Origin of the sequence: Streptomyces sp. NPDC091387, assembly GCF_044756945.1 — a bacterium.
GTDB lineage: Bacteria > Actinomycetota > Actinomycetes > Streptomycetales > Streptomycetaceae > Streptomyces.
In genome coordinates this window covers 81,403-105,711 of the sequence record NZ_JBIVTZ010000003.1, presented here as the reverse complement: position 1 = coordinate 105,711, position 24,309 = coordinate 81,403, and the positions used below count along the sequence as shown (strand labels likewise).

The window sequence follows — 24,309 nt, the reverse complement described above, 5'->3', positions numbered from 1 at the left end:
CCTGACGCGGGCAGGGGTTTGGATGTTTATGCGGACCAAACCCTACTGGACGCTATTTGGGGTCGCGCGGGGAGGGTGCCCAACGCGCCGCCCGACTCCCCGAAGGGGTGGAATCCACGCCTCCGGCCGCCATCTGACGCCCCCTCTCCTGACCGGGCCGGCGGCCGGTCCCGAGCCGGGGTCCGGACCGGGCTAGCGTGGCCGGGTGCCCTACTTCGACGCCGCGTCCGCCGCCCCCCTCCACCCCGTCGCCCGCCAGGCGCTGCTTGCCGCACTGGACGAGGGCTGGGCCGATCCGGCCAGGCTCTACCGCGAGGGGCGGCGCGCCCGGCTGCTGCTGGACGCGGCCAGGGAGGCGGCTGCGGAGGCCGTCGGCTGCCGTCCCGACGAGCTCTCCTTCACCTCGTCGGGCACCCGCGCGGTGCACTCCGGAATTTCCGGGGCTCTCGCCGGGCGTCGGCGTGTCGGCCGCCATCTGGTGGTCTCCGCGGTCGAACACTCTTCCGTCCTCCATTCGGCCGCCGACCACGAGAGCCGGGGCGGATCGGTCACCGAGGTGCCGGTGGACCGCTCGGGGGCGGTGGGTCCGGCGGCGTACGGGGCGGCGCTGCGCGAGGACACCGCGCTGGCCTGTCTCCAGTCCGCCAACCACGAGGTCGGCACGGAGCAGCCGGTGGCCGAGGTCGCCGGGCTCTGCCGGGAGGCGGGGGTGCCGCTGCTGGTGGACGCCGCGCAGTCGCTGGGCCAGGGGCCGGTGCCGGGTGGCTGGTCGCTGCTGGCGGCGAGTGCCCACAAGTGGGGCGGTCCGGCCGGGGTCGGGCTGCTGGCGGTGCGCAAGGGGGTGAGGTTCGCGGTCCGGGGACCGGCCGACGAGCGGGAGTCGGGGCGCGCCGCCGGCTTCGAGAACATTCCGGCGATCGTGGCCGCGGCGGCGTCCCTGCGGGCGGTGCGGGCGGAGGCGGCCGCCGAGTCGGTGCGGCTGCGGGCGCTGGTGGAGCGGATCAGGAGCCGGGTGCCGGCGCTGGTGCCCGATGTGGAGGTCGTCGGCGATCCGGTGCGGCGGCTGCCGCATCTGGTCACCTTCTCCTGTCTCTATGTCGACGGGGAGACTCTGCTGCACGAGCTGGACCGGGCGGGTTTCTCCGTGTCGTCCGGCTCGTCCTGCACGAGCAGCACCCTGACCCCGAGCCATGTGCTGAAGGCCATGGGGGTGCTGTCGGAGGGCAACGTCCGGGTGTCGCTGCCGGCGGGCACCGCGGAGGAGGACGTCGACCGCTTCCTCGATGTGCTTCCCGCAGTGGTGGCGGGGGTGCGGGAGAAGCTGGGTGCGCCCGCCGCGGCCGTCCCCTCCCCCGCCCCGGCGGCCTCCCTGGTCGTCGACGCGCTGGGGAGGCGCTGCCCGATCCCGGTGATCGAGCTCGCAAAGGTGATCGGAGGGGTACCGGTGGGCGGGACGGTGACCGTGCTGTCCGACGACGAGGCGGCCCGGCTCGACATCCCGGCGTGGTGCGCGATGCGCGAGCAGGAGTACGTGGGTGAGGAGCCGGCGGACCGGGGCTCGGCCTATGTGGTCCGCCGGCTTTCCTGACCGGGTGCGGCTCCCGCCTACACGAGGTGCGTGCGGACCTCGGCGGCGGCCTCGTGGCCGTAGGCCTTGGTGAAGCGGTCCATGAAGTGGGTGCGGTGCAGGGTGTACTCCTGGGTGCCGACCGTCTCGATGACCAGGGTGGCGAGCATGCAGCCGACCTGGGCGGCCCGCTCCAGGCCGACGCCCCAGGCGAGACCGGAGAGGAATCCGGCGCGGAAGGCGTCGCCGACGCCGGTCGGGTCGGTCTTGCTCATCTCCTCGGCGCAGCCGACCACGATCGGCTCCTCGCCCACGCGCTCGATCCGTACGCCCTGGGAGCCGAGGGTGGTGACGCGGTGGCCGACCTTGGAGAGGATCTCCTCATCGGTCCAGCCGGTCTTGGACTCGATGAGGCCCTTCTCGTACTCGTTGGAGAAGAGGTACGTGGCGCCGTCGAGCAGGATGCGGATCTCGTCGCCGTCCATCCGGGCGATCTGCTGCGAGAAGTCCGCGGCGAACGGGATCCCGCGGGTGCGGCACTCCTCCGTGTGGCGGAGCATGCCCTCCGGGTCGTCGGCGCCGATGGAGACCAGGTCGAGTCCGCCCACGCGGTCGGCGACGGCCTTCAGCTCGATCAGCCGGGCCTCGCTCATGGCGCCGGTGTAGAAGGAGCCGATCTGGTTGTGGTCGGCGTCCGTCGTGCAGACGAAGCGGGCGGTGTGCAGGACCTCGGAGATCCGCACGGAGCCGGTGTCGACGCCGTGGCGGTCGAGCCAGGCCCGGTACTCGTCGAAGTCGGAGCCCGCGGCGCCGACCAGGATCGGCGCGGTGCCGAGCAGGCCCATGCCGAAGCAGATGTTGGCGGCGACACCTCCCCGGCGCACGTCCAGGTTGTCGACCAGGAAGGAGAGCGAAACCGTGTGCAGCTGATCGGCGACCAGCTGGTCGGCGAATCGGCCGGGGAAGGTCATGAGGTGGTCGGTGGCGATGGAGCCGGTGACTGCGATACGCACGGGGGACTGCTCCTGCGGAGGTCGGGGGGAACGGTGTCCGCGTTCCCGGGGCGGCGTGACAGGTGAGAGCCCGGAAATCGGGGCCCCCTCACGTTACCGGTTCCCCCGGTGACCCGAATGGGAAAAACTACCCGATAGTAGGGCTTTCTTACTGAGCTCTGTGGTGCCTACGGTGCGGATATGTCGAACCACATCGTCCCGTTCGAGCACGAGTCCGGTCTGGCCGAGCTGCGCGGAGACTGCGCACGGATGGCTCCGCACTGGGTGGTACCCGCGAAGACCGCGGCCACCCCTGTGGCGGCTTCCCTGATTCACGGGGTGACCGTGCCGCCCGCCTCGGCCCGGCTGATCGACGCGATGTCGGATTACGGCGACTGACGATCGCGCGCCGGCCGCTCCAGGACCGCGCTCCCGCCGCAACTGCCGCCCCACGGGGGAACCGTGCGCTCCCGCGCTCCGTCCCATCGGTGTCCGCACCCGAGGGGCGGGCCATATGCCGGCCAGGCGTATGACGGCAATGCAGGCGAAGGAGCGATCCGGTGAGCACCGAGCGACCCGACAACGATGTGACCGGCCAACGGCGGCGTTCGCCGCTCGCCGTGGCCTCGGTGGCGGCAGCCGTACTGCTGGCCGGTGGCGGCGGCGCGTACTGGGCCGCGACCGCGGCGGACGGCGGCAGCAGCAGCGGCAGCGGCAGCGCGGGCAACGGCACCGGCAACCCCCCGCCGCTCTCCCTGGACGAGCGAACGGGCGGACCGGCCACCACACCCTCCTCACCCACCCCATCGGCCCCACCGAGGGGCATCGCGCCCGGTGAGCCCGACCCGCACGGCGGACGGCTCGTCTACCGCGCGTCGGGCGCACTGCCCGACGGCCCGGCGAAGGCGGCGGTCCGGCGCACGAGCGGAACCGTCTCCGCCGCCGAGGTGACCCGGCTGGCGAAGGCGCTCGGTCTCGACGGCACCCCGCAGGCCGAGGGCGCCTCCTGGAAGGTGGGCTCCGACGGAGACGGCTCGGGCCCGGTGCTGCGGGTCGGCAAGCAGGCGCCCGGCACCTGGACCTTCGCCCGTTACGGCTCCGGAGGGACCGACAACTGCGGCAACAAGGCGACCTGTTCGGGCAAGCACGTGGCGCCCGGCGGCTCGGGATCGCCGGTGAGCGAGAAGGCCGCCAAGGCCGCCGCGGCGCCCGTACTGAAGGCGGCCGGCCAGGACGGCGCCGCACTCGACGCCCGTCAGCTGATGGGCTCCGCGCGGGTGGTGAACGCGGATCCGGTGGTGGACGGACTGCCGACGTACGGCTGGGCCACCGGGATCCAGGTCGGTGCTGACGGTGAAGTGATCGGCGGCGGCGGGCAGTTGAAGGGCCTGGAGAAGGGCGCCGAGTACCCGGTGATCGGCGCGGACGACGCGCTGAAGCAGCTGAACGCGGCGCAGCCCCCGGACGGCCGCACGAACATCGGCGGATGCGCGACCGTGGCGCCGCTCAGCGGCGACAGGAAGCCGTCCGGGAAGTCCTGCGGCGCACGGACCGGGGCGGAGCCGCCGACGACGACGGTGACGGTCGACAAGGCCGTCTTCGGCCTAGCGGCACAGTACGCGGACGGGAAGCAGCTGCTCGTGCCGTCCTGGATCTTCACGGTCCGGCCGGCCGCGGGCGGTACGGGCAACACGGTCACCCAGGTCGCCGTGGACCCGGCGTATCTGACGAAGGACGCCCCGGCGGAGAAGACGCCGGACGGTGGCGGCACGACGCGGGCCGGTGGCACGGTCCAGTCGTACCGCGCCGACGGGCGGACGCTCTCGGTGACGTTCTGGGGCGGCGTGTGCAGTAAGTACTCGGCGAGCGCGAAGGAGGACGGCGACACCGTGCGGGTGACCGTGACGGAGTCGAGGCCGGACCCGGAGAAGATGTGCGTCAAGGTCGCCAAGGAGCTGACCCGTACGGTCACCCTGGACCAGCCGCTGGGCGACCGGAAGGTGGTCGACGCGGGGTCCGGCGGCGAGGTGCCGCAGAAGTGACGTGACGCCCGCGCACGGGGACACACAGCGGTACGGCGGCGGCCCCCAGGATTCGATCCTGGGGGCCGCCTCCGTACCGCTGTCGCGTACGCGCGTTAGCTGAAGGAGTCGCCGCAGGCGCAGGAACCCGAGGCGTTCGGGTTGTCGATCGTGAAGCCCTGCTTCTCGATGGTGTCGACGAAGTCGACGGAGGCGCCGCCCAGGTACGGGGCGCTCATCCGGTCGGTGACGACCTTGACGCCGCCGAAGTCCTTCACGACATCGCCGTCGAGCGAGCGCTCGTCGAAGAAGAGCTGGTAGCGCAGGCCCGAGCAGCCGCCGGGCTGGACGGCGACGCGCAGCGCCAGGTCGTCACGGCCCTCCTGCTCCAGCAGGCCCTTGACCTTGGCTGCGGCGGCGTCGGACAGGAGGATGCCGTCGCTCACGGTGGTGGTCTCGTCCGATACGGACATCTGCTTCTCTCCCGGGTTGTTCGGAGTCTGCTTGCCGACGTTGCAACCGCCGGAACCGCGGATTCATTCCGGGCCGCGCGCTTGCCTGTTCCATTCATGCTCGCACACCACCCCCTCGGGCGGGTGCGTCACATTGACGTTATCGGCATCGTCAAACTGACGCGAAGCGGTTATGATAGATAACGTCAATTCGACGAAAAGGCTTCTCGCAGAGAAGCTCCTCGCAGAGAAGAAAGGGTGCGTGACGTGACCACGGCCCACCCCGTCCAGGAACTCGACGTCCAGCCGTCGCCCCTCGCCCTGCTCCTGCTCGGCCGCGAAGCCGACCCCGGGAGCGAGCGCGGCGTCGAATGCCCCGGCGACCTGCCCTCCCCGTCCGACCCGGACCTGGTGGAGCGCGCCCGCGCGGCCAAGGAGAAGCTCGGGGAGAAGGTCTTCGTCCTCGGGCACCACTACCAGCGCGACGAGGTCATCCAGTTCGCGGACGTCACCGGGGACTCGTTCAAGCTGGCGCGCGACGCCGCGGCGCGCCCGGAGGCCGAGTACATCGTCTTCTGCGGTGTGCACTTCATGGCCGAGTCCGCGGACATCCTGACCGGCGACGCCCAGAAGGTCGTGCTGCCGGACCTGGCGGCGGGCTGCTCGATGGCCGACATGGCCACCGCGGAGCAGGTCGCCGAGTGCTGGGACGTGCTGACCGATGCCGGGGTGGCCGAGCAGGTCGTGCCCGTCTCCTACATGAACTCCTCCGCCGACATCAAGGCCTTCACGGGCCGCCACGGCGGCACGATCTGCACCTCGTCCAACGCGAAGCGGGCCCTGGAGTGGGCCTTCGAGCAGGGCGAGAAGGTCCTCTTCCTGCCGGACCAGCACCTGGGCCGGAACACCGCCGTGCGCGACATGGGGATGACCCTGGAGGACTGCGTCCTCTACAACCCGCACAAGCCGAACGGCGGCCTGACCGCCGAGCAGCTGCGCGACGCGAAGATGATCCTGTGGCGCGGGCACTGCTCGGTGCACGGGCGCTTCTCGGTGGAGTCCGTCAACGACGTCCGCGCCCGGATACCCGGCGTCAACGTGCTGGTGCACCCGGAGTGCAAGCACGAGGTCGTGTCGGCGGCGGACTACGTCGGCTCGACGGAGTACATCATCCAGGCCCTGGAGGCGGCCCCGGCCGGTTCCAAGTGGGCGATCGGCACCGAACTGAACCTGGTCCGCCGGCTGGCGAACCGTTTCGCCGCCGAGGACAAGGAGATCGTCTTCCTCGACAAGACGGTGTGCTTCTGCTCGACGATGAACCGGATCGACCTGCCGCACCTGGTGTGGACGCTGGAGTCGCTGGCCGAGGGCAACCTCGTGAACCGGATCGAGGTCGACCCGGAGACCGAGAAGTACGCCAAGCTCGCGCTGGAGCGGATGCTGGCGCTGCCGTAGCCCCGGCCGCGAAAGCTGCCGCAGTCCCCGCCGCGAAAGGCCCCGGGGCGCCTTCGGGCGCTTCTCCGGGACCTTTCGCACGGGCAGCGTCGGCCGGCCGATTTCCCCCATACGGCCCACAGGATGTCCGTACCGTAACTACGCTGCTACTCACCGCAGCGCACATTTCACGGGGGTACGGCGGCAGATGACTTCTCGCAGCCCGGTGGACGACCTGGTGGTCGTCGTCCCGGGCATTCTCGGCAGCCGGCTGGCGGACGCGGACGGGAACGAGGTCTGGGGCCTCTCTGGCCCGGCGCTCCTCCGCGGGATCCGTACGTTCGGCCGGTCCGTCAAGGGCCTGGCGCTCCCCCCGGACCTCGGCGACGAGCACCCGGGCGACGGTGTGAGCCCGCTCGGCCCGATGCGCGACCTGCACGGGCTGCTGGGCATCGGGACGCTCGTGGACGGCTACGACAGTCTCCTGGACTGGCTGGAGCGCCACTTCACGCTGCGCCGCCGGAGAGTGACGGACGAGGCCGACGCCCCCGCCAACCTGATCGCCTTCGCCTACGACTGGCGGCTCTCCTGCCGGTACAACGCGGGCCGGCTGGCCGGGCGGGTGGAGGAGGAGCTCGGCCGCTGGCGGGCCTCGGCACCGGAGCGGGCCGGGGCCCGGGTCGTGTTCGTCTGCCACTCGATGGGCGGACTGGTCGCCCGCCACTACGTGGAGCGAGGCGGCGGCGCGGAGACGACGCGCCGCGTGATCACGCTCGGAACGCCGTACCGGGGATCCCTGGACGCCCTGCTGTATCTGGTCAACGGGGTGGGCCCGGCCGGCATCGGCCTCACCGCGTTCGCCCGGAGCCTTCCGTCCCTCCACCAGCTCGTCCCCGACTACGCCGCGCTGATCACCGCACCGGGTGAGCCGCTGCGGTACGCCCGCGAGGTGACCGGCCTGCCCGGGGCCGACGCGGCACTGCTCCAGGACGCCGCCCGCTTCCACGAGGCGCTGCGGGAGTCCGGGGCGGGAGCGGCGTACGGGGTGGAGTACCTGCCGGTCAGCGGGGTGCGCCAGCCAACGCCGACCACCGCGGAGGTCCGGGGCGAGCGGCTGACCGGACTGCTCACGATCAACGGGACCGACGAGGGCGGCGACGGCCGGGTCCCCCGGCTCTCCAGCGCCCCTGTGGGGGTGGCGGGGCGGCCCGCGTACACGCCCTGGGAGAAGCACGGTTCGCTCCAGAACAACACGGCGCTGCGCCAGGGCCTCCACGGCTGGCTCATCCCGGACGCCCCGGTGCACCGGGGCCCGGAGGCCCCGGACGCCCCGCTGGTGGTGGACGCCCCGGACGTGATCACCAGCGGCGAGGTGTACGAGCTGCGGGCCACGGTCCCGCCGCACATACCCGGCCACGACCGGGCGGCCGTCCTCGTGGCGGCCGGGGGCGGGCCGGTGCGGACGTCGGCCAACCTGGGCGGGGGCCGGTACGTGGCGCGCCTGGCCGGGCTGCCGGCGGGGCCGCACCGGGTGCGGGTGAGTACGGGAAACGCGGGTCACGTCGTGATGACCGCGCTGGTGCTGGTAGTGGAGGGCGGGGCGGGCGATGGTGCGTGAGCCGGGTATGACGGGTGAGCCGAGCGGGGCGGGCGACGAGGGAAACGAGCCGGTGGGGACGGCGCTGTGCGTGGTGTGCGAGGAGTACGACGACCGGCGGAGCTTTCCCCGGCTGACCGGGGCGGTGGCCCAGATGGAGGGGGTCGCCGGACTGCTGGAGGGGCTGGGGATCGCGGCCCACGTGGTGGGCGGCGGGAACCCGTCCTGGACGGTCTTCGACGAGTCCTTCACCGCCTGGAGCGAGGGGTGGCGGGAGACGGGGGCGGCAAAGCCCGCGATCATCGTCTGGTCGGGGCACGGCGTGCTGATCGACGACGAACTGCGCCTCGCGCTCTGCGACCTGGATCTCGACGTCGAGCAGGTGACGCGTGACGCACGCGCCCTCAGGCGGGGCGTCTCGGCCGAGACGCTGGTCAACGACGCGGTGGCGTCGGGCGCCGACCAGATCCTGGTGATCATCGACACCTGCCACGCGGGCGACGCGTTGGGCCGGGGCCTGGAGAAGACCCTGCGGCGCTGGGCGACCACCTCCGCACCGCCCGGCCGGGCCAAGTGGTTCGGGATCATGGCGGCCTGCCGGCGCGACGAGACGTCGGACGGCAGCGGCCCGCTCCTCACCGCGTTGGCCGAGGTGCTCAGGGCCGGCCCCGCCACCCTGGAGTACCGCTCGGCGTGGAGCGCCCACAACGAGCTGGTCAGCGGCCCGGACCTGCTGGCCGCGCTCGGTGAGCGATGGCACGGCGAGGGCCAGACACCGGAGTCCGCCGCCCTCGGCACCGGGCGGCCGGTCTTCCCGAACCCGCGCCATGTGCCCAGGGCCCCCGCCCGGCTGGTGGAGCACCTGGTGCTCGCGGCGCGCGGGGTCGGCTACCGCGAGGAGGGCTGGTTCTTCACGGGCCGCAAGGAGGTGCTGGGCCGGATCGGCGCCTGGCTGGAGACGGACGCGGCCGGGCTCTTCCTGGTGACCGGCCCGGCGGGCTGCGGCAAGTCGGCCGTGCTGGGCCGGGTCGCGACGCTCACCGATCCCGTGCGGCGCGAGGAGACCGAGGCGCACGGGGGCCTGCGCGAGGACGACCCGGACCCCGGCCTGCGCCCCGGCCGCACCCTCGCCTCCGTGCACCTGCGGGGCCTGAGCCCGCTCCAGGCGGCCGCGGAGCTGGCCCGGCAGCTCGGACTGCCGGAACCCCGCAACGCCGACGACTTCCGGGGCGAGCTCCGCGAGTTGTCCCCGCAGCCGGTGCTGGTGCTCGACGGCCTGGACGAGGTACCGGCCGAGCACCTCCGCGCCATGATCGAGGATCTGGTCTTCCCGTTGAGCCGCACGAGCCCGGTCCTGCTCGGCTCCCGCGACCGCGCGTTCCGCAGCCATGTCGAGGAGGACGGGCGGGGTGACGAGACCCTGCCGGACGCCCTGGCCCGGCTGATCGGTACAGGGGTCACCACCGCGGACCTGGAGCGGGAACCGCACACGCGGGAGGACATCGCCGAGTACGTGCTCCGCCGGTGCGCGGCGGCCGGTGTCCCGGAGGGCCGGGCGCGGGAGGCGGGCGAGGCGGTCGCGGCCCGCGCCACGAAGGTGGGCGGTGCGTTCCTCTTCGCGCGGCTGGTGACGGGCTCGCTGCTGGCGGAGGCGTCCGGTGGTGCCGACGAGGACCAGTGGCTGTCCGGTCTGCCCGGGTCCATCGAGGCCGCGTACGAGGGGGACTTGCGGGCGGGACCGGTACGGGTACGGGCGGACGGCACCGAACTGCCGTCCGCCGCCCGGGACCTGCTGACCGCGCTGGCGTGGACAGTGGGGCGTGGGATGCCCGCCGGGAGCGTGTGGGAGGAGGTCGCCGGGGCGCTGGGCGGCGGTGCCGTGTCCTACGACGAGGACGACGTGGACTGGCTGCTGTCCGCGTACGGCCGCTACATCGTCGAGGACGTGGAGGGCGGGCAGGCGGTGTACCGGCTGTACCACCGCGAGTTCGTGACCCATCTCGCGGGCCGGGAGGGGCCGGGGGGCGCCGAGGCCGGAGAGGTGGTGCTGGCAGCGCTGATCGCGCACGTGGAGCGGCGAGCGGTGGGCGGCGACCTGGGGACGGTCGATCCGTACGTGGCGCGGGCGCTGGCGCGGCACGCGGCGCGGGCGGGTGCGCCGGGGGTGGGGATGCTGCGGGGGCTGGTGGAGCGGGGCGGACCGAGCGCGACACCGTTCCTCGCCCAGGCGTTGCACGGCTTCTCCCAGCGCCTCGCGACAGAAGGGGACCCTGACGGTGCGCTGGGCGCGGCGCGGGAGGCGCTCACCCTGTACAGGGAGCTGGACCAGGCCTCGCCCGGGGCCTTCAGGACGGCGCTGGTACGCACGCTCGTCAACGTCGCCAACCGGTACGCCGACACCGGCGACCGTGAGGGGGCGCTGCCGCCGGCGCGCGAAGCGGTGGAGCTCCAACGGGACCTCGCCGACGCGGGAGGAAGCGCGTCCCTCCCCGACCTGGCTCTCGCCCTCGGCTCTCTCGGCCGGCGCGTCCACGACATCGGTGACCGCGAGGGGGCACTCGCACTCACGCGGGACTCCGTCGCCATCTACCGGCAGCTCGCCGCACGGACTCCCACGGCGTTCCGCCCCGGCCTCGCCGTCGCGCTGAACAACCTGGCGGTGAGCCTCGCAGCCGTCGGGGTACGCCGGGCCGCCGTACGGGCCGCGCAGGAGTCGGTGGACATCCACCTGGAGCTCGCCGCGTCGCACCCCGATGAGTTCCTGACCCCTCTCGCCCACGCGCTGACCAATCTGGCCAGCAGCCTCAAGGCCGTCAAGAGCCACACGGAGGCTCTTCCTCACGCGGAGGCAGCGGTCCGGGCCAACCGGAGGGTGGCCGAACGCCACCCCACCGTCCTGCGGTCCGCCCTGGCCGGCTCCCTGACCAATCTGTCCGTGCACCGCGAGGACGTCGGTGACCTCGCGGGCTGCCTCGCGCCCGCACAGGAGGCGGTGGAGATCTGCCGGGAACTCGTCGCGCGTCATCCGGCCGCCTTTCAGCCGGAGCTGGCAGGCGCCCTCCACAATCTGGCGGACAGGATCTCCGCCACCGGGGACCGCAAGGGCGCACTCACTCCGGCGCAGGATGCCGCGCGCATGTACGCCGAGCTCGCCTCGCGGCACCCGGACGCCTTCCAGCCGGAGCTCGCCCAGTCCCTGACCTCCTTGGCCAACAAGACGGCCGCAGCGGGAGACCGGGCGACAGCGGTGCTGTTCGCGCGCGAGGCCGTACGTATCCAGCGCGAACTGGCCCAGAGCCGGCCGACAGCGTCGCTCCCGGGCCTCGCCGCGATGCTCAGCAACCTCGCGATGCATCTGGTCGCCGCAGGTGACTCCGGGACAGCCCTGCTCCACGCCGAGGAGGCGACCGGCATCTACCGGCGCCTCGCCGCCGAGGATCCGAGCGCCTTCCTCCCGGAGTTCGCCACGGCCCTCAACAACCTCGGCAACCACCGCATGACCCTGGGCGACGTTTCCGGGGCGCTCGCATCGGGCCGGGAAGCCGTCGCCATCCGCCGCGTACTCGCCGCACAACAGCCCGCCGTCCACCGGCAGGACCTGGCCACGTCACTCACCAACCTGGCCGCTTCCCTGAACAGGGCCGGAGATCCGGCGGCGGGGCTGCGAGCCGCGGAGGAAGGTGTCGCGCTCCACCGTGAACTCGCCGAACGTCAGCCCGCGTTCCGCTACGCCCTCGCGGGCGCACTCGGCAATCTGGCACAGAACCTCGCCGACACCGGCAGCCCGGAGGAAGCCCTCGTGCCGGCCGGGGAGGGCGTCCGTCTCCTGCGTGGACTCGTCGACGAATTCAGCAGCGCGCACCTTCCTGATCTGGCGCTCGCGCTGCAAAATTACAGTCGGCACCTGGGACGGAACCAGGACGACGAAGGAGCCGTGAGCGCGGCGGAGGAGGCGGCCGCCGCCTACCGGACCCTGGCACTGGAGAACCCCGGCGCCTTCGAAAGGGACCTGGTCTCCGCTCTCGCCAACCTGGCCCAGGCACTCGTCCGCACCGACGACCGCGCGTCCGCGATCCGGCAATTCGACGAGGCCGTGGCGGAGTTCGCCTCCGCCCACCCCGCGACCGCCCGGCGTCTCGGTGTCGAGCGGAGCATCTTCCTGCTGGACTGCCCCGATCCCCAGGCCTCGACCGGCGTACGCGAACTCGTGGCCCTCCTCGACGGGGAATCCGCGCCGGACGACGGCGCGGACATCGTGACCGTACGGGCCCGGCGGGCACTTCGCGCCTTCAGCGACGCCGAGACCGTACGCACGGCGTGGGAAGAGGTGACCCTCACCCCCGCACCGGCCTGGCTCGCCCTGTCGCCGGAGACTCTGGCCCTCGTCAGTTCCTGGATGTTCGCGGCCACCTGGCCCGAGTCACGCGATGTCTGGTCCCGGAACGCGGAAGTGCTCGGCGGCGAGGAGACAGCGACAGCTCTCGAAGAACTGGCGCTCCTGGACGCCCCCACCGCTCAGCAACATGCCGCGCTCCGCGAGGCCGTCCTCGTCCACGGCGTGACCGCCGCGTACGATCCGCTGATCCTCGCGGAGCAGCTGGCGGAGTGGGTGGACTGCGCCACCTGGGCGGAGTCGCGGGCGTTCCTCCAGGACCACCCCCGCCTCCTCCGGGCCCAGCCGTCCGAGGCCACCCCGCTCGCCCACGTCGCCGTCCTCGATGTCGCCCGCACCGAAGGACTGGACGCCGCGTACCGCCTGGTCGAGGACCGCGACGCCCTCCAGGCCTACGTGGAACGCGCGTTGGCGGCCGGGGACGGCAACGCGCTGATGCACGCGGCGGCCGTGGAGGGGCAGGTCTTCGACGACAAGCTGTCCTCCCTCACCCACGCCCAGGCGGGCATGGTGCTCTCCGGGGCGGTCGAGGGCGTAGAGCCGGAGGATCTGGCCACGCTCCTGCCCCGGGCACGGGAGGAGATCCGGGTCCGGCTGCTGAGGGAGATCTGCGCCCTCAGCGTCCGCCACGCCCACCCGTACGGCGAGACGTGGCTCCGGATCGTCCAGGCCCTCAGCGGAAGCGGCGCCGTCTGAGAAGCCGAGAGGGCCCTGTCCCACGCGGGTGCGTGGGACAGGGCCCTCTCGTCCGGTCAGGCCTGCGCGGGCTCGGTCTCCCGGGCCTCTTCGGATTCGGCCTGGGCCGGGACGCCCGCCTTCGCGGCGCGCTTGTCGGCCTTCTTCTTCGCGCGACGCTCCTTGCGGAGCTCCACCATCGCGTACAGCGTCGGCACCAGGAGCAGCGTCAGCAGCGTCGAGGTGACCAGACCGCCGATGACCACGACGGCCAGCGGCTGCGAGATGAAGCCGCCCTCGCCGGTGACGCCGAGCGCCATCGGGAGGAGGGCGAAGATGGTCGCCAGTGCCGTCATCAGGATCGGGCGCAGACGGTGGCGGCCGCCCTCGACGACCGCCTCGACGACACCCATGCCCTGCGTCCGGTACTGGTTGATCAGGTCGATCAGCACGATCGCGTTGGTCACCACGATGCCGATGAGCATCAGCATGCCGATCATCGCCGCGACGCCCATCGGGGTGCCGGTGATGAGGAGCAGGCCGATCGCGCCGGTGGCGGCGAACGGGATGGAGACCAGCAGGATCAGCGGCTGGATGAGCGACCGGAAGGTGGCGACCAGCAGCATGAAGACGATCGCGACGGCCGCCAGCATGGCCAGGGCCAGCTTGACGAAGGCGTCGTTCTGGTCCTCGGAGACGCCGCCGACGGTGGCGGTGGCGCCGTCCGGGAGGTTCAGGGAGTCGATCTTCTTCTGGAGTGCCGTGCTGACGCTGCCGGTGTCGTCACCGACGGGCTTGGCGGTGATTGTCGCGGCGCGCTGGCCGTCGATCCGGGTCATGGAGACCGGTCCGGGGACCAGCTTCACGTCCGCGATCGTGCCGAGCTTGACCGGGCCGAGCGGCAGGTTCTTCAGCTCGGCCATCGTGGCGGCCGGGTGGGCGGACTTGATGAGGACGTCACGCTCGGTGTCGTCCATGATCGCCTTGCCGGAGGGCGTGCCCTTCACCGCGCCGGCGACGGCCGCTCCAAGGGTGGCCTGGGTGAACCCGGCGTCGGCGGCCTTCGGGTTTGCCGTGACCGAGATGCGCGGGATGCTCTGCGACAGGTCGCTCTGGACGTCGGAGACGTCCTTGAGGCCGGAGACCGCCTTTCGGACCTGCTCGGAGGACTTGGCGAGAACGTCCGCGTCGGCGGCCTTGACCACGACGCTCAGATCCTGGCTGCCGAAGCCGCCCGCCTCCGCGATGGTCGTGTCACCGATGCCGTCGAGCTTGCCGAGCGCCTCGTCGAGGCGCTTCTCCGTGGCGTCGTACTCGGCCGGGTCCTTCAGCGTCACCTGGTAGGTGGCCTGGTTGGCGCCCGTGCCGCCGCCGAAGGCGGCCATGAAGCCGGACGAGCCGACGGTGACCTGGTACTCCTTGACGCTCTTGTCTGCGGCGAGGAGCTTCTCGACCTTCTTGGACGCCTCGTCGGCGGCGGCCAGGCTGGTGCCGGGAGCCAGCTCCTGGTTGATGGAGAGGACTTCCTGCTCGCCCTGGTCGAAGAGGGTGGTCTTCAGCAGCGGGGCCATGCCGAAGGTGCCGATCAGCACGACGACGGCGATGACCACGCTGACGATGCGGCGACGGGTGGCGAAGCCCAGCACCTTGACGTAGATCCGCTGGAGCTTGCTGCGGGCTTCCTTCTCCTCGGCCTCGCGGCGTGCCTTGTCCGGGTCCTCGGCGCTGCCCTTGGGGGCGCGCAGGAACCAGAACGACAGCACCGGGACGACCGTCAGCGAGACCAGCAGGGAGGCCAGCAGGGCCGCGGTGATGGTCAGGGAGAACGAGCCGAACAGCTCGCCGACCATGCCGCCGACCAGACCGATCGGCAGGAAGACGGCGACCGTGGTGAGGGTGGAGGCGGTGACCGCTCCGGCCACTTCCTTCACCGCGGCGAGGATCGCGGACTGGCGCTCCTCCCCGTAGCTGAGGTGACGCTTGATGTTCTCCAGGACGACGATCGAGTCGTCGACGACCCGGCCGATCGCGATGGTCAGCGCGCCCAGGGTGAGCATGTTGAGCGAGAGGTCACGGGTCCAGAGCACGATCAGCGCGAGGACCACGGAGAGCGGGATGGAGACCGCGGTGACCAGGGTCGAGCGGAGCGAGGCCAGGAAGATCAGGATGACGATGATCGCGAAGACCAGACCGAGCGCGCCCTCCGTGGTCAGGCCCGAGATCGCCTTGGAGACCGCGGGGCCCTGGTCGGACACGACGGTCAGGTCCGCACCGGCACCGAGGTCCTTGCGGAGGTCGGGGAGCTTGTCCTTGACGGCGTCCGAGATGGCGACGGCGCTGCCGTCCTTGTCCATCGTGGCCATGACGGCGAGGCTCGGCTTGCCGTTGGTGCGGGTGAGGGAGTCCGCGGTGGCGGGCTCCTGCTTCACCGTCGCGATGTCACCGACCCGGACGGGCTCGCCGGGCTTGCCCGTCGGGCCCTGACCGATGACCCGGAGGTCCTCGATCTGCTTCAGCGAGGTGAAGGCGCCGCCGACCTGGACGGTGCGGCTCTTGCCCGACTCGGAGAAGGAACCGGCCGGTACGGTCGCGCCGCCGGACTGGAGCGCCTGGGAGAGCGAGGCCGCGTTCAGACCGGCTTCGGCGAGCTTCTTGTCGTCGGGGGTGACGGAGATCTGGAGGTCCCGCACACCGTCGACGGACACCTGGCCGACACCGTCGATGTCCTCAAGGGCGGGGACGACGGTGCGGTCCAGCTGGTCCGCCAGGGCCTGCTGGTCCTTGTCGGAGGTGACGGCGAGGACGACGGTCGGGATGTCGTCGGTCGAACCGGCGATGACCTGCGGGTCGACGCTGTCGGGCAGCTGGACACGGGCGCGGTTCACCGCCTGCTGGATGTCGGCGACGAGCTGCTTGGTGCCCTCGTCGCCGAAGTCGAAGGACGCCATGATGACGGCGTTGCCCTCGCTGGCGGTGGAGGTGATTCCGGTGACGCCGTCGACGGACTTGATCGAGTTCTCGAGCGGTTCGACGACCTGCTTCTCGACCACATCGGGGGACGCTCCCTGGTAGGGGGCGAGCACCGACACCATCGGAAGTTCGATGGTGGGCAGCAGCTGCTGCTTGAGCTGCGGGATCGCAATCGCTCCGAACACGAGCGCGACGATCGAGATCAGCCCGATCAGGGCCCTTTGCGCGAGGCTGAATCTGGACAGCCAGGACATGGGTGAGGTCTCTCTTCTGTGGCTTACGCGGCAGGTGGGCGGGGTAACACGGGGACAGACCCGGCCCACTTATACGATCGCTCATCCCTGGGACCCAAAGCGTCAATCCCAGGTCGCTTTCTTATCCCGCGCATACCGCAGTTGGAGTACGCCGCGTCTGCACCCTCACTCCACCCTGGGGCGGACAAGGCCTGATTCGTAGGCTATTACTACCAATTGGGCCCGGTCGCGGGCGCCCAGCTTCGCCATCGCCCTGTTCACATGGGTCTTCACGGTGAGCGGGCTGACCACCAGGCGCTCGGCGATCTCGTCGTTGGAGAGCCCGCCCGCGACCAGGACCAGTACCTCGCGCTCCCGCGTGGTGAGGGCCGCGAGGCGCTCGGAGTACTCCGCGGTGCCCGGCCCCTCGCCGTCCGAACCGCCGCCCTGCGCGAGGAACGTGGCGATCAGCCCCTTGGTCGCGGCCGGGGAGAGCAGCGCCTCGCCTCCCGCGGCGACACGGATGGCGTTGAGGAGCTCCTCCGGTTCCGCGCCCTTGCCCAGGAAGCCCGAGGCGCCGGCCCGCAGCGACTGCACCACGTACTCGTCCACCTCGAAGGTGGTGAGCATGACCACGTGCACGCCCGCGAGATCCGGGTCGGCGCTGATCATCCGGGTCGCGGTGAGCCCGTCCGTACCGGGCATCCTGATGTCCATCAGCACCACGTCGGCGCCCGTCGAGCGGGCCAGCTCCACCGCCTGCGCGCCGTCCGCCGCCTCGCCGACCACCTGCATGTCGGGCTCAGAGTCGACCAGCACCCGGAACGCGCTGCGCAGCAGCGCCTGGTCGTCGACGAGCAGCACCTTGATGGCCGGTGTCATGCGTTCTCCCCCGTCCGGCCCGCCACGTCCGGTTGCTCCGACTGCTGCGGGAGGGCCTTGACGGGCAGGATCGCATGGACGCGGAAACCGCCGCCGTAACGGGGTCCGGCGTTGAGGGTGCCGCCCAGGGCCGTGACCCGCTCCCGCATACCGAGCAGCCCGTGGCCGCCCCCGTCCTCGCCACCGCCCGGGTTCCCGCGGCCGTTGTCGAGCACCATGACCTCGGCCGTGGCCCCGACCCGTACGACACTCACCTCGGCCTTCGCGCCGGGGCCCGCGTGCTTGCGCACATTGGTCAGCGCCTCCTGGATCACCCGGTACGCGGCCAGGTCCACGGCGGCGGTCAGCGGCGGGCCGTCCCCGGGCGCGCAGGCCACCTCGACGGGCAGCCCGGCCCGCCGCACGGTCTTCACGAGCTCGTCCAGGACGGCGAGGCCGGGGGCGGGTTCGGTCGGCGCCTCGGGGTCGCCGGACTGGCGCAGCAGCCCGACGGTGGCCCGGAGTTCGTTGAGCGCGGAGCGGCTCGCCTCGCGGACGTGGGCGAGCGCCTGCTTGGCCTGGTCGGGGCGCTTGTCCATGACGTGGGCGGCGACCCCGGCCTGCACGTTGACCAGGGCGATGTGGTGGGCGACGACGTCGTGCAGATCGCGGGCGATCCGCAGCCGTTCCTCGGCCACCCTGCGCCGGGCCTCCTCCTCACGTGTCCGTTCGGCCCGTTCGGCGCGCTCCCGGATGGCGTCGACGAACGCGCGCCGGGAACGCACCGCGTCGCCCGCGGCGCCCGCCATGCCGGTCCAGGCGAAGACGCCGAAGTTCTCCTGGCTGTACCAGGGCGCGGACCCGAAGAGCATCGCGGCGGCGGTGAGCGCGGCCATCGTGAGCAGCCCGACCCGCCAGGTGGTCGGCCGGTCGGTGCGGGCGGCGATGGTGTACAGCGCGATGACCACGCTCATCACCACCGGGGACGGCGGGTCCACCATCACCAGTTCGATGACCGTCAGCCCGCTGGTGACGACGAGCACGCACATCGGGCGGCGGCGCCGCCACACCAGGGCGAGGGCGCCGAGCACCATCAGGAGCACGCTGCTCGCGGCCGGTGTGCGGGTGCCGAAGGTGGGCCCGCTGTGCGAGCCGGGAGCGGCGAACGAGCCGACGATCATGGAGGCGAGCACGCCCAGGGCGAGCGCTCCGTCCAGCGCGAGCGGATGGTCGCGCAGCCAGTGCCGGACGCGCAGAACGCCGGTTCCGAGGGTGGTCACGTCAAGCTACGTTACGGCGTGTCGCGCGGAAATCGGTCCGGCCGGCGGCGAGCGGGGCCCCGCAGCGTTCGGCGGTGTGCCCCGCCGCACGCACAACGGTGCCCCGCGTCCGACGGACCGGACGCGGGGCACCGTTGGTGCGGGTGCTGGAGCTGCCGGTTGTCAGCCGGGAATCAGACCGTCGTCGCTGAGCATGGCGCGCACCTCTTCGAGGGTTGCCTCGGGCGACGGCAGGATCAGCTCGGACGGCTCCAGGGAGTCGTCCGGCCATGGTGTGCCGAGTTCGCGCACCCTGGCGAGGAGCGCGTGGAGGGTCGAGCGGAAGCCGGGGCCGTCGCCGCTCTCCATTTCGGCGAGCAGTTCGTTGTCGAGCTCGTCGAGCTCGGCGAGATGACTGTCGGCCAGGTTTACCTGGCCCTCCCCCATGATCCGTACGATCATGACGCTGCCTTAATTCTTGTCGAACTTGTTCGGGGACTGGGACTGCTGCTGCTGCTGCTGCTGCTGAGCATCCTGCGGACCGCCCTCGATGGCCTGCTGCGAGGTGGAGCCGCCGGCCAGTTCGGCCTTCATGCGCTGCAGCTCCAGCTCTACATCCGTACCACCGGAGATCCGGTCCAGCTCGGCGGTGAGGTCGTCCTTCGCCGTGCCGGTCGGGTCGTCCAGGGCGCCGGAGGCGAGCAGCTCGTCGATCGCGCCGGCGCGCGCCTGGAGCTGCTGGGTCTTGTCCTCGGCCCGCTGGATCGCCAGGCCGACATCGCCCATCTCCTCGGAGATGCCCGAGAATGCCTCCCCGATCCGGGTCTGCGCCTGTGCCGCTGTATAGGTGGCCTTGATCGTCTCCTTCTTGGTACGGAAGGCGTCGACCTTGGCCTGCAGCCGCTGGGCCGCCAGAGTGAGTTTCTCCTCCTCGCCCTGCAGCGTGGTGTGCTGCGTCTCCAGGTCGGTGACCTGCTGCTGGAGGGCGGCTCGGCGCGACAGCGCCTCGCGGGCCAGGTCCTCGCGACCGAGCGCGAGTGCCTTGCGGCCCTGGTCCTCCAGCTTGGAGGTCTGGCCCTGCAGCTGGTTCAGCTGCAGCTCCAGACGCTTGCGCGACGTCGCCACATCGGCGACACCGCGGCGCACCTTCTGAAGCAGCTCCAGCTGCTTCTGGTACGAGTAATCGAGGGTCTCGCGCGGGTCCTCGGCCCTGTCAAGGGCCTTGTTTGCCTTCGCGCGGAAGATCATCCCCATACGCTTCATGACACCGCTCATGGGCTTCGCGCGCCCCCTTCTGACTTAACTGGGCTCCAGCACTCCAACAGAACCCACAGTACGGGCCCTGCCTCTATTACCGCACTGTTCGAGCAAGGATGTGGTCCTCCCCAAGGACGACTGACACCGCTCGGCGCTCCGGCCCAGGGAGTAGACGAGGGTCAGGGAAACCCTTGTCAACGCCCGTGTCGTCCCGCTCGCACACTCCTGGGGACGCAGGCCGTTGCCGGATCGTTCCCGACCGGTCTGGGGTCGCCGCGATCGACCCCGTACCCTTGGGCCTTGTGTTCCGTAGCCGCTCCAAGGAAGAGAAGGCCCCCACCGGCAAGGTGACGGCGGACCTCTCCAAGACGCCCCGCGACCCGCAGGCCCCCAAAGGTCGCCCCACCCCCAAGCGCAGCGATGCCCAAACGCAGCGCCGTCGTGCCTCCAGTGGAGCGCCGACCGACCGCAAGGAGGCCATGAAGCGCCAGCGCGAGGCGCGCCGCGTGGACATGGCCAAACAGCGCGAGGCGCTCGCCAGTGGTGACGAGCGCTATCTGCCGGCCCGTGACAAGGGCCCGGTGCGGCGCTTCGTCCGTGACTTCGTGGACTCGCGCTTCTGCATCGCGGAGTACTTCCTGCCGCTCGCCGTGATCATCCTGATCCTCAGCGTGATCCAGGTGCAGGGCATCCAGAACATCTCGCTGCTGCTCTGGCTCGGCGTCATCGTGCTGATCGTCGTCGACTCGATCGGGCTCACGTTCCGGCTGCGCAAGCAGCTGAACGAGCGGTTCCCCGACAAGCCCAAGCGCGGCGCGATCGCCTACGGCCTGATGCGCACGCTCCAGATGCGACGGCTGCGGCTGCCCAAGCCGCAGGTCAAGCGCGGAGAGCGGCCCTGAGTACGGATCTCCTCGGCTCGGCCGGCGGTTCGTCCGCCGGTCGGCCGGGCGATGCCGGATCCGGTTTCGCCGGAGCCTCCTCGGCATGGCTGGACGGGCTCGGCGGACTGCGCAACACCGTCCGCCAGGAGCTCGTGGCCCGGCAGCTGGACGAGCAGATCGCGGCCCGCTTCCCGGTCGGGCAGCGGCTGCGGGTGCTGGACGTCGGCACGGGCCAGGGCACCCAGGCCCTGCGCCTGGCACGGGCCGGTCACACCGTGACCGGGCTGGAGTCCGACGCGGACATGCTGCGGGCCGCCCGTGAGGCGCTCGTCGGCGAGCCCGCGGGAATCCGTGAGCGGGTCCGGCTCATCGAGGGCAACGGCCAGGACACCGGGGTGCACTTCCTGCCCGGCAGCTTCGACGTGGTGCTGTGCCACGGCGTGCTGATGTATGTCCAGGCGCCCGACGCCATGGTGGCCGGGCTGGCCCGGATGCTCGCGCCGGGCGGTCTGCTGTCGCTCCTCGTACGGAACGCGGACGCGCTGGCGATGCGGGCCGGGACCGCCGGGGACTGGGACGCGGCACTGGCCGCGTTCGACACGGACCGGTACACCAACCGGCTCGGGCTCTCCGTACGCGCGGACCGGCTCGACGCCCTCACCGCCACGCTCGCCGGGATCGCGGCGCCGCTGCACGCCTGGTACGGGGTGCGCGTCTTCACGGACAATGTGAGCAACGACGTGGAGCTGCCCGCCGCGGCGGAGCTGGAACGGGTGCTGGCGGCGGAGGACCGGGCGGGCCGGACGGACCCGTACCGCGGGGTGGCGGCGCTGCTGCACCTGTGCGGAGTGCGGGGCTGATCAGTACGGGGTGGGTCCGGCGGCCGCTTCGTCCTCGATCACCGGCCGGGGCCGGTCGTGCTCGGGCGGGTGCGCTCAACAGGCCACCAAGGGGGTTGAAAGCAATAATCCGGACATGGATTCCTCTCACTCCCGCAGCCGTGTGCGCCGGCTGCTGCTGCCTCTGACCGCAGGTGTCTGTGCGATCGCGCTGGCCGGCGGTTGCTCCGACGCGAACTCGAACTCCTCCGGGCCGGACGCGACCGAGTCCGGAACGGTCCAGCAGGGCTCGGCCTCCAAGGCCACCGGCGACCTGCAGGCCGAATACCAGGCCGTCATCGAGGACGTGCTCCCGTCCGTGGTGCAGATCGACGCGTCGGACAGCCTGGGCTCCGGCATCGTCTACGACACCAAGGGCCATATCGTCACCAACGCCCATGTCATCGGCAAGGAGAAGACCTTCAAGGTCAGCTCGGCCACCGGTGAGAAGGTGCTGAGCGCCTCGCTGGTCGCCGCCTATCCCGAACAGGACCTGGCCGTCATCAAGCTCGACAAGGTGCCCAAGGGGCTGAAGGCGGCGAAGTTCGGCGACTCCGAGAAGGTCGCGGTGGGACAGATCGTGCTGGCGATGGGTTCGCCGCTCGGGCTGTCCAGCAGCGTCACCCAGGGCATCGTCTCGGCGCTCGGCCGGACCGTGAGCGAGAGCAGCGCGGGCGGCGGCACCGGGGCCACCATCCCGAACATGGTGCAGACCTCCGCGGCGATCAACCCGGGCAACAGCGGCGGCGCGCTGGTGAACCTGAACAGCGAGGTCGTCGGCATCCCGACGCTGGCGGCGACGGACCCGCAGATGGGCGGCAGCGCCGCGCCGGGGATCGGATTCGCGATCCCGGTCTCGATGGTGAAGACGGTCGCGGACCAGATCATCAAGAACGGCAAGGTCACCGACTCGGGCCGGGCGGGGCTGAACATCACCGGCCGTACGGTCGTCGACAACAGCTACAAGCCGGCCGGGGTCGCACTCGTCAGCGTGTCGAAGGGCGGCGCGGCCGAGAAGGCCGGTCTGCGGGTCGGCGACATCATCACCAAGCTCGGGGACATGCCGGTCACCACGATCACGTCCCTGTCGGAGGCGCTGGCCGCCGACAAGCCGGGCCAGAAGGTCACCGTGACGTATCTGCGCAACGAGGCCGAGAAGACCGCACAGGTCACCCTGGGCGAGATCTGAGAGCAGGCGGCACGGAGGAACGGACAACACGCGAGCGCCGGGCGGGCCCCTTCGGGTCCGCCCGGCGCTCGTACGGATCAGCTCTGGTCGGCCTGGAGGCTCATCGGGCCGTAGATCTTCGTCCCGTCGTCGAAGAGCGTCACCTGGGCCGCCCCGCCGTCGAGGAGTTCCTTCCAGTACTCACCGATCCAGGACTCCGCGTCGCCCTGCGTCGTGAATTCCTCCGGCTGAAGGGCCGGCTCCGTCTCCGTACCGTCGGACTTCTCGAACCGCCACGTCCACGCCATGTCCGCCTCCTGGGTCACTTTGTTCCGTCCCGCAGCCTAGTGCTTCGGACCAGCACGGGAAGGGGCCCGCGCACGCCCCCCACCCCCCACGTCGCGCACCCGGTGCGGGTACGCGGGAGGATCGGATCGTGGAACTGACTCTGCTCGGCACCGGAGCCCCCGACGGGCTGCCGCGGCCCGAATGTCCCTGCGCCGCCTGCGCCGCCGCCCGAGGGGCGCACAGCCGGGCCGCGACCGCTCTGCTGGTCGACGACGCGCTGCTGCTCGATCTCACCCCGGGGGCCGTGTTCGCCGCCGCCCGCGCGGGCCATTCGCTCACCGGCGTACGCCAGGTGCTGCTCACCCATCCGCACGACGGTCCCGCCGTCGAGCTGCCCGCCGGACTGCCGCCCGCGGGCCGGGTGCCGGACGGGCGGGTGCTGACGCTGATCAGCGGACACCGGGTGCGGGCCGTGCCGATGGACGCGCCGGGGACCGGGTACGAGGTGACGGCGCCGGAGGGCGAGCGGCTGCTCTACCTGCCCCCGGGAGGAGCCCCGGCCGGTCTCGCCGACCGGATGGCGGAGCCGTACGACATGGTGGTCGGCGATGTCGTGGGACGGCCGGACGCGGTGGCCCGGCTGCGGGCCGTCGCCGCGATCGGGCCGGCCACCGAGGTGATCGCCGTCCATCTGGACCATGACGCGCCCCCCGGCCCCGAGCTCGGACGCCGGCTCGCGGCGGCCGGGGCGCGGGCCGTGCCGGACGGGACGACACTGACGGTCGGCGGGTACCACGCGTCGCCGGACGTGCCCCGGCGCACGCTGATCACCGGCGGCGCGCGGTCCGGGAAGTCGGTCGAGGCCGAACGGCGGCTGGAGACGTATCCGGAGGTCGTGTACGTGGCGACCGGCGGCGCCCGCGACGGCGACGCGGAGTGGGCGGCCCGGGTCGGGCTGCACCGGGAGCGCAGACCGGCGGCCTGGCGCACCGAGGAGACCTGCGAAGTGGCGGCGCTGCTGGCCTCTGACGGGCCCCCGCTGCTGATCGACTGCCTGTCGCTCTGGCTGACGGACGCGATGGACCGGGTGGACGCCTGGGACGACGCGGCGTGGGCGGGCGGCGGGCGGAGCGCGCTGCGGAAGCGGACTGCGGAACTCGTGGCCGCTGTCCGCGGGACGCGTCGGACCGTCGTCATGGTGACCAACGAGACCGGCTCCGGCGTGGTGCCCGCGACGGCGGCGGGGCGGCGGTTCAGGGACGAGCTGGGCCGGCTGAACGCCTCGGTGGCCGCCGAGTGCGAGCAGGTGCTGCTGGTGGTGGCCGGCCAGTCGCTGCCCCTGCGCGGCTGACGGGCCGTCGGACGGCCTCGCACCGGGCG

The 24,309-nt window shown here is 71.9% G+C and carries 18 protein-coding genes; 10 read left to right on the top strand and 8 right to left on the bottom strand.

From position 1 onward, the window contains the following. Positions 1 to 205: 205 nt before the first annotated feature. Positions 206 to 1,588 (top strand): cysteine desulfurase/sulfurtransferase TusA family protein, encoded by a 1,383-nt coding sequence (locus ACIQM0_RS07325; RefSeq protein WP_401284316.1) that lies wholly within the window; start codon positions 206 to 208, stop codon positions 1,586 to 1,588. A gap of 17 nt (positions 1,589 to 1,605) precedes the next feature. On the opposite strand, the gene ACIQM0_RS07320 is transcribed toward ACIQM0_RS07325, so the two are convergent. Beyond that, on the bottom strand, positions 1,606 to 2,580 hold the full coding sequence (locus ACIQM0_RS07320) for a carbohydrate kinase family protein (RefSeq protein WP_401284315.1): 975 nt from the start codon (positions 2,578 to 2,580) through the stop codon (positions 1,606 to 1,608). 180 nt (positions 2,581 to 2,760) lie between these two features. Here ACIQM0_RS07320 and ACIQM0_RS07315 point away from each other — a divergent pair, with 180 nt between their 5' ends. Further along, positions 2,761 to 2,958: a hypothetical protein gene (locus ACIQM0_RS07315; protein ID WP_401284313.1), complete on the top strand. Its 198-nt coding sequence runs from the start codon at positions 2,761 to 2,763 to the stop codon at positions 2,956 to 2,958. A gap of 161 nt (positions 2,959 to 3,119) precedes the next feature. Further along, positions 3,120 to 4,601, top strand: a complete 1,482-nt coding sequence (locus tag ACIQM0_RS07310) for a hypothetical protein (RefSeq protein WP_401284311.1) — start codon at positions 3,120 to 3,122, stop codon at positions 4,599 to 4,601. A 95-nt stretch (positions 4,602 to 4,696) separates the two neighbouring features. Here the strand turns inward: ACIQM0_RS07310 and ACIQM0_RS07305 are convergent, their stop codons facing one another. Next, positions 4,697 to 5,053 (bottom strand): iron-sulfur cluster assembly accessory protein, encoded by a 357-nt coding sequence (locus tag ACIQM0_RS07305; RefSeq protein ID WP_362953476.1) that lies wholly within the window; start codon positions 5,051 to 5,053, stop codon positions 4,697 to 4,699. A gap of 237 nt (positions 5,054 to 5,290) precedes the next feature. Here ACIQM0_RS07305 and nadA point away from each other — a divergent pair, with 237 nt between their 5' ends. The 3 genes from nadA (at position 5,291) to ACIQM0_RS07290 (ending at position 13,152) form a co-directional block, all read left to right on the top strand. Next, positions 5,291 to 6,487 (top strand): quinolinate synthase NadA, encoded by a 1,197-nt coding sequence (gene nadA, locus ACIQM0_RS07300; protein ID WP_401284309.1) that lies wholly within the window; start codon positions 5,291 to 5,293, stop codon positions 6,485 to 6,487. Between the two features lie 187 nt (positions 6,488 to 6,674). Further along, on the top strand, positions 6,675 to 8,084 hold the full coding sequence (locus ACIQM0_RS07295) for an esterase/lipase family protein (protein WP_401284307.1): 1,410 nt from the start codon (positions 6,675 to 6,677) through the stop codon (positions 8,082 to 8,084). A gap of 7 nt (positions 8,085 to 8,091) precedes the next feature. Continuing rightward, complete coding sequence (locus ACIQM0_RS07290) at positions 8,092 to 13,152, top strand: tetratricopeptide repeat protein (RefSeq protein WP_401284305.1); 5,061 nt, start codon at positions 8,092 to 8,094, stop codon at positions 13,150 to 13,152. A 56-nt stretch (positions 13,153 to 13,208) separates the two neighbouring features. Here ACIQM0_RS07290 and ACIQM0_RS07285 read toward each other — a convergent pair whose 3' ends face one another. The 5 genes from ACIQM0_RS07285 to ACIQM0_RS07265 all read right to left on the bottom strand — a co-directional run bounded on the left by ACIQM0_RS07285 (position 13,209) and on the right by ACIQM0_RS07265 (position 19,717). Further along, positions 13,209 to 16,355 carry an efflux RND transporter permease subunit gene (locus ACIQM0_RS07285; RefSeq protein WP_401284303.1) on the bottom strand — a complete coding sequence of 1,049 codons (3,147 nt, stop codon included), beginning with the start codon at positions 16,353 to 16,355 and terminating at the stop codon, positions 13,209 to 13,211. A 165-nt stretch (positions 16,356 to 16,520) separates the two neighbouring features. After that, a complete protein-coding gene (locus ACIQM0_RS07280) occupies positions 16,521 to 17,216 on the bottom strand; it encodes a response regulator (protein WP_401284301.1) in 696 nt (231 codons plus the stop codon). Further along, positions 17,213 to 18,475: a sensor histidine kinase gene (locus ACIQM0_RS07275; RefSeq protein WP_401284299.1), complete on the bottom strand. Its 1,263-nt coding sequence runs from the start codon at positions 18,473 to 18,475 to the stop codon at positions 17,213 to 17,215. Before ACIQM0_RS07275 ends, ACIQM0_RS07280 begins: the two co-directional genes overlap by 4 nt. Positions 18,476 to 18,637: 162 nt before the next feature. Next, on the bottom strand, positions 18,638 to 18,916 hold the full coding sequence (locus tag ACIQM0_RS07270; protein ID WP_363029461.1) for a hypothetical protein: 279 nt from the start codon (positions 18,914 to 18,916) through the stop codon (positions 18,638 to 18,640). Between the two features lie 9 nt (positions 18,917 to 18,925). Next, positions 18,926 to 19,717 (bottom strand): PspA/IM30 family protein, encoded by a 792-nt coding sequence (locus ACIQM0_RS07265; protein ID WP_401284297.1) that lies wholly within the window; start codon positions 19,715 to 19,717, stop codon positions 18,926 to 18,928. Positions 19,718 to 20,013: 296 nt separating this feature from the next. Here ACIQM0_RS07265 and ACIQM0_RS07260 point away from each other — a divergent pair, with 296 nt between their 5' ends. The 3 genes from ACIQM0_RS07260 to ACIQM0_RS07250 all read left to right on the top strand — a co-directional run bounded on the left by ACIQM0_RS07260 (position 20,014) and on the right by ACIQM0_RS07250 (position 22,662). Next, a complete protein-coding gene (locus ACIQM0_RS07260; protein WP_401284295.1) occupies positions 20,014 to 20,613 on the top strand; it encodes a DUF3043 domain-containing protein in 600 nt (199 codons plus the stop codon). Positions 20,614 to 20,747: 134 nt separating this feature from the next. Continuing rightward, positions 20,748 to 21,455: a class I SAM-dependent methyltransferase gene (locus tag ACIQM0_RS07255; RefSeq protein WP_401284293.1), complete on the top strand. Its 708-nt coding sequence runs from the start codon at positions 20,748 to 20,750 to the stop codon at positions 21,453 to 21,455. A gap of 115 nt (positions 21,456 to 21,570) precedes the next feature. After that, complete coding sequence (locus tag ACIQM0_RS07250; protein ID WP_401284292.1) at positions 21,571 to 22,662, top strand: S1C family serine protease; 1,092 nt, start codon at positions 21,571 to 21,573, stop codon at positions 22,660 to 22,662. 77 nt (positions 22,663 to 22,739) lie between these two features. Here ACIQM0_RS07250 and ACIQM0_RS07245 read toward each other — a convergent pair whose 3' ends face one another. Beyond that, a complete protein-coding gene (locus ACIQM0_RS07245; RefSeq protein WP_401284290.1) occupies positions 22,740 to 22,949 on the bottom strand; it encodes a hypothetical protein in 210 nt (69 codons plus the stop codon). Positions 22,950 to 23,077: 128 nt separating this feature from the next. Between ACIQM0_RS07245 and ACIQM0_RS07240 the strand changes: the two genes are divergently transcribed. Beyond that, positions 23,078 to 24,280, top strand: a complete 1,203-nt coding sequence (locus tag ACIQM0_RS07240; RefSeq protein ID WP_401284288.1) for a bifunctional adenosylcobinamide kinase/adenosylcobinamide-phosphate guanylyltransferase — start codon at positions 23,078 to 23,080, stop codon at positions 24,278 to 24,280. The last annotated feature ends 29 nt before the right edge of the window (positions 24,281 to 24,309 follow it).

What these genes read in the sequence shown, in the direction of transcription:
- ACIQM0_RS07315 (WP_401284313.1), top strand. Translation starts at nt 2,761, where the DNA reads ATGTCGAACCACATCGTCCCGTTCGAGCACGAGTCCGGTCTGGCCGAG.
- ACIQM0_RS07305 (WP_362953476.1), bottom strand. Translation starts at nt 5,053, where the DNA reads ATGTCCGTATCGGACGAGACCACCACCGTGAGCGACGGCATCCTCCTG.
- ACIQM0_RS07295 (WP_401284307.1), top strand. Translation starts at nt 6,675, where the DNA reads ATGACTTCTCGCAGCCCGGTGGACGACCTGGTGGTCGTCGTCCCGGGC.
- ACIQM0_RS07290 (WP_401284305.1), top strand. Translation starts at nt 8,092, where the DNA reads ATGACGGGTGAGCCGAGCGGGGCGGGCGACGAGGGAAACGAGCCGGTG.
- ACIQM0_RS07285 (WP_401284303.1), bottom strand. Translation starts at nt 16,355, where the DNA reads ATGTCCTGGCTGTCCAGATTCAGCCTCGCGCAAAGGGCCCTGATCGGG.
- ACIQM0_RS07280 (WP_401284301.1), bottom strand. Translation starts at nt 17,216, where the DNA reads ATGACACCGGCCATCAAGGTGCTGCTCGTCGACGACCAGGCGCTGCTG.
- ACIQM0_RS07270 (WP_363029461.1), bottom strand. Translation starts at nt 18,916, where the DNA reads ATGATCGTACGGATCATGGGGGAGGGCCAGGTAAACCTGGCCGACAGT.
- ACIQM0_RS07265 (WP_401284297.1), bottom strand. Translation starts at nt 19,717, where the DNA reads ATGAAGCGTATGGGGATGATCTTCCGCGCGAAGGCAAACAAGGCCCTT.
- ACIQM0_RS07250 (WP_401284292.1), top strand. Translation starts at nt 21,571, where the DNA reads ATGGATTCCTCTCACTCCCGCAGCCGTGTGCGCCGGCTGCTGCTGCCT.
- ACIQM0_RS07245 (WP_401284290.1), bottom strand. Translation starts at nt 22,949, where the DNA reads ATGGCGTGGACGTGGCGGTTCGAGAAGTCCGACGGTACGGAGACGGAG.